Annotated in this window: 5 protein-coding genes; 4 read left to right on the forward strand and 1 reads right to left on the reverse strand. The window is 49.1% G+C overall.

Annotation, left to right across the window (positions count from 1 at the left end; translation table 11 throughout):
• Positions 1-128: 128 nt before the first annotated feature.
• On the forward strand, positions 129-344 hold the full coding sequence (locus DD606_RS23820) for an MbeD family mobilization/exclusion protein (protein ID WP_129259288.1): 216 nt from the start codon (positions 129-131) through the stop codon (positions 342-344).
• A 208-nt stretch (positions 345-552) separates the two neighbouring features.
• On the opposite strand, the gene DD606_RS23825 is transcribed toward DD606_RS23820, so the two are convergent.
• Entirely contained in the window at positions 553-741 is a 189-nt protein-coding gene (locus DD606_RS23825) for a Rop family plasmid primer RNA-binding protein (protein WP_059291084.1), read from the reverse strand.
• A 504-nt stretch (positions 742-1,245) separates the two neighbouring features.
• Here DD606_RS23825 and DD606_RS23830 point away from each other — a divergent pair.
• The 3 genes from DD606_RS23830 to DD606_RS23845 form a co-directional block, all read left to right on the forward strand.
• On the forward strand, positions 1,246-2,322 hold the full coding sequence (locus tag DD606_RS23830; RefSeq protein ID WP_129259290.1) for a methyl-accepting chemotaxis protein: 1,077 nt from the start codon (positions 1,246-1,248) through the stop codon (positions 2,320-2,322).
• Positions 2,323-3,499: 1,177 nt separating this feature from the next.
• Positions 3,500-3,823 (forward strand): MobC family plasmid mobilization relaxosome protein, encoded by a 324-nt coding sequence (locus tag DD606_RS23840; RefSeq protein WP_007772081.1) that lies wholly within the window; start codon positions 3,500-3,502, stop codon positions 3,821-3,823.
• A partial coding sequence (locus DD606_RS23845) for a relaxase/mobilization nuclease domain-containing protein (protein ID WP_176691468.1) occupies positions 3,813-4,505 on the forward strand: 693 nt, incomplete at its 3' end. The genes DD606_RS23840 and DD606_RS23845, both read left to right, overlap by 11 nt.

Genomic DNA, 4,505 nt, shown 5'->3' on the forward strand with positions numbered 1-4,505 from the left:
CGTGGGGAGTGCGCTATCAGGAGAGCAGCGACGGCCGGAGGTTTCTTATCCTGCCGCCGGGGATGCAAACCGAAGCCATCCCTTACGACGGGACGACATGGATCCGCCTGAAACAGGAGTAGCGGAAGATGACAGAGCTGGAAAAGCAGTTGCTGAGCGCATTAGAGCAGCTACAGCAGGACTACTCGCAAAGGCTGGACGAATGGGAGAGAGCCTTCGCGGAATGGCGGAGCATGTGTGGGCTTATGCAACGGGAGAACGCGGTGCTGAACGAGCGCGTGTCGGACTTGAGCACGCAGGTGCTGAGTTTAAGCGAGCAGCTGCGCCGGTTTTCACAAGGCTGAACAGCATCGAGGCGCACCGGGAGCAGGAGCGCGTGGCACAGCACCAAAAAGCGCTAGATCTCGAGCGTTCAACTCGACAGCGAAGTTATAACGGTCCAACGCTTTAATAAGAAAAGCCGCCCATATGGATGGCTTTCTGCTTAATAACCTACAGGCTGGTGTCTCTTCAAGAGACGAGTTTATGGATATTCTTGAGGCGATCGAAAAGCTACGGCGCTATGTCTAAGTCGAGCCTTGCCAGAAGCTTCTGATAAAGATTTTCTGCCTGTTCGTGTAATTTTTCGCATTCTGTCGCTTCGTCATCAAGGTCAAGCTGGTCGATTTTTTCTAGCAAAAGCAGCGTCTGGGTGCGGATAAATTTAGCCATATTGAGAGCGGCAGATTCCTGACGGTTCATGTGTTCTTTTCTCTGTCTGGTTATGATGTTAAGTGAAAAAAGAATGCCTTCATTCTGGTGAATAGTCATACATGCCGTTAAAATTTATCAGGCGCGTTTCTGGCGGGTTTTCGGGTGGTTTGTTGCCTGTTACCGGTTTCCCGTCAGAAACGCCCTGAGAGCCTCTCAGAGGGTGCGGCCAAGAGATGTTATTGTAATGTTTATGGCGTTATGATGTTTTTGTTCTTTATGCAGGGGTTGATCTTGTTCTTTGCATGTTAAGGTGTTCGTGAACTCGTGGATATTCATGTCACAAAAAGAATGCTCTAAGCTTGTTTGTAGGAATCCTGAATGAATATGAAATAAATTATTTTTATATTTAAAGAAAATGAGATAGGTTGATTTTTATGCTTAATAAAACCTCCTTCTTTCTTATTTGTCTTTATTATCGATGTTTTTTGATTTTTTTATTTTCGACTGCAATAATAATGCCGTCCTTAATTTACTATAGCATCTGAGGTATGTATGCTTAGAGATCGTAGTGTTCGAAGTGTTATGATTTTGTTACTGCTTTCTTTGTTTTTATTTAATTTACTAACATTGTTGTTTTTTAAAAGTTTGGTTTTTTGTTTTTTTTTAGTTTGCTTTTTATTTTCTGTTCATATATTGCTCGCATGGTTTTATCTTGACAGATTCTTAGTTATTCCAATAAATAAAGTCGTATCTGCATTATCTGTTTTTAATGAAGGTGACTTTTCGTTGAGAATCCCTGAGTTTGGGAAAAACTGTGCGGGTCGTATTATTCCTGGTATTAATTCTCTATCTGTAGAAATGACGAGTTTTGTTTCTGGTATCCGTAATTGTTCTAAAATCACTCTTGATATAGCAGAGAAATTATCTGAACAAAGCGGTTTATTAACAACTGGTGCAGATAGCCAATCTTCCATGCTGATGCAGACTGCAGCAAGTATGGAGCAGATTTCCGCAGGTACAAAGCAAAGCTCAGATAGCAGTCGAGAACTCCATAAAATCACAACATCTTCCTATGATAGAGCCAGTCATGGTGAGGCGATTATGGAAGAATTAAAATCAAAAATGGACTTGATTAATTCTTGTTCTGATGAAATGAGTGAAGTCATATCCCTAATAGATAGTATATCTTTCCAAACTAATATTTTAGCTCTTAATGCTGCTGTTGAAGCCGCTAGGGCTGGTTCTGCTGGCAGGGGATTTGCAGTTGTCGCTAGCGAGGTTAGAAGTTTGTCCCATAAAACAGCTGAATCTGCAAAAAGTATAAAATCATTAATTGAAATTACGCATGACAACATTAGGCAAGGAGCTGAATTGGTTTTAGCGGCTAAAGATAATATGACCAAGATTTTATCTGGTGCGGAAAAAATAGATCAACTTACTGGTAGTGTGTTACTGGCCACTAGTGAGCAGGAAAAAGGAGTTTGTCAGATCGCTCAAGCTCTTTCTGAATTGGAGAGGGTAAACCAAAATAATGTCGTTGTAGTTGATGAGTTAGCTATGTCTGCTACTGCACTGGGGAATATGGTTCGTGAACTCGATGCAAAAACTAGCCATATTAAATTTGTGTGATATTGATTCGTTTCTGTTTGGGGCATTTGACTTTAATCGGATAACCTAAACGCGAATTTTCAAGAAAGCGCGAAAACTTAAACGAAATAGCCTTTGATGCAAGAACAATTCATTACGCATCGAGGCTACTTGAAAAATTCTCTTTGAGTACGAAGATTTCTACTCCAAACTGACTTCAAATTGACCATTTGGAAAGGATCCTCTTGAGATCCTTTCGTTCTCGCCGTAATCTCATGTCCTGCAAACAAAAAAACCACCGCTACCAACGGTGGTTCGTTTGCCGGAATAAAGAGCTACCAACACTTTTTTCCGAAGGTAACTGGCTTCAGCAGAGCGCAGATACCAAAACTGTCCTTCTAGTGTAGCCGTAGTTAGGTCACCACTTCAAGTACCGCCTACATATCTCGCTCTGCTGATCCTTTTACCAGTGGCTACCGCCAATGGCGATTTTTAGTGTCTGTAAGGGTTGGACTCAAGACGATAGTTACCTTACATGGCGCGGTAGTCGGACTGAACGGGGGGTTCGTGCATACAGTCCAGCTCGGAGCGAACTGCCTTCCCGGAACCGAGTGTCAGGCGTGGAATGAGAAACCGCGGCCATAACAGCGGAGTGACACCGGTAAACCGAAAGGCAGGAACAGGAGAGCGCACGAGGGAGCCACCAGGGGGAAACGCCTGGTATCTTAAAGTCCTGTCGGGTTTCGCCACCACTGATTTGAGCGTCAGATTTCGTGATGCTTGTCAGGGGGGCGAAGCCTATGGAAAAACGGCTTCGCCGTGGCCTTCTCGTTTTCCCGTTAAGTTTCTTCCTGGCATCTTCCAGGAAATTTCCTCCTTGCCCGTAAGCCGGTACCGCTCGCCGCAGCCGAACGACCGAGCGCAGCGAGTCAGTGAGCGAGGAAGCGGAATATATCCTGTAGCGCATATTCTGCTGACGCGCAGGTGCCGCCTTTTTTCTTCTTCCACATGAAGCACTTCACTGACATCCGCATTCGTGCCAACATAGTAAGCCAGTATACACTCCGCTAGCGCTACGTGACTGATTCAGGGCTGCGCCCCGAAACCCGCCAAAAGCCTGACGCGCCTGCGGCTTGTCCAACCCCGCGCCGACCGGGAAAGCCTTTCCCGTCCGTCCCGGCGTTATCAGGAGGCCGGTTTGTCAGAGAAACGGAACAAGATGCTCACCATGTGGGTGACGGAGGACGAGCACCGGCGGCTGCTCGAGCGCTGCGACGGCAGGCAGCTGGCAGCGTGGATGAGGCAGACCTGCCTGGACGAAAAGCCAGCACGTTCCGGAAAGCTTCCCTCAATCTCTCCGGCGCTGCTGCGCCAGCTTGCCGGCATGGGCAATAACCTGAACCAGATAGCCCGCCGTGTTAACGCCGGCGGCGGCACCGGCCATGACAGGGTACAGATTGTGGCGGCGCTGATGGCCATCGATGCCGGGCTTGAGCGGCTGCGGCACGCCGTTCTTGAGAAAGGAACGGACGATGATCGTTAAATTTCATCCGCGCGGCCGCGGCGGTGGCGCCGGGCCGGTGGACTATCTGCTGGGTAAAGACCGGCAGCGTGAAGGCGCCACCGTCCTGCAGGGGAAGCCGGAAGAAGTCCGGGAGCTGATTGACGCGTCGCCTTACGTAAAGAAATACACCTCCGGCGTCCTGTCGTTTGCGGAGGCCGATCTGCCTCCCGGCCAGCGGGAAAAACTGATGGCCAGCTTCGAGCGGGTTCTGATGCCCGGACTTGATAAAGATCAGTACAGCATTCTGTGGGTGGAGCACGAGGACAAGGGGCGTCTGGAGCTGAACTTTCTGATCCCCAATACCGAGCTGCTGACCGGCAGGCGGCTCCAGCCGTACTACGACCGCGCCGACCGGCCGCGCATCGATGCCTGGCAGACCATCGTGAACGGCAGACTGGGGCTGCACGACCCGAACGCGCCGGAAAACCGCCGGGCGCTGGTCACGCCGTCCGGATTGCCGAAAACGAAGCAGGAGGCCGCAGAAGCCATCACGCGCGGACTGCTGACCCTTGCTTCGTCCGGGGAGCTGAAAAGCCGTCAGGACGTCACTGAGGCGCTGGAACGGTCAGGTTTTGAGGTGGTGCGCACCACGAAAAACAGTATCAGCATTGCCGACCCGGACGGGGGGCGAAACATCCGACTGAAGGGAGCCATCTATGAG

Source organism: Enterobacter cloacae complex sp. GF14B (genome assembly GCF_004136805.1).
In the GTDB taxonomy this organism is placed as follows: Bacteria; Pseudomonadota; Gammaproteobacteria; order Enterobacterales; family Enterobacteriaceae; genus Enterobacter; species Enterobacter hormaechei_C.

Coding starts and splice junctions, on each gene's coding strand:
- DD606_RS23820 (WP_129259288.1), top strand. CDS start 129: ATGACAGAGCTGGAAAAGCAGTTGCTGAGCGCATTAGAGCAGCTACAG.
- DD606_RS23825 (WP_059291084.1), bottom strand. CDS start 741: ATGAACCGTCAGGAATCTGCCGCTCTCAATATGGCTAAATTTATCCGC.
- DD606_RS23830 (WP_129259290.1), top strand. CDS start 1,246: ATGCTTAGAGATCGTAGTGTTCGAAGTGTTATGATTTTGTTACTGCTT.
- DD606_RS23840 (WP_007772081.1), top strand. CDS start 3,500: ATGCTCACCATGTGGGTGACGGAGGACGAGCACCGGCGGCTGCTCGAG.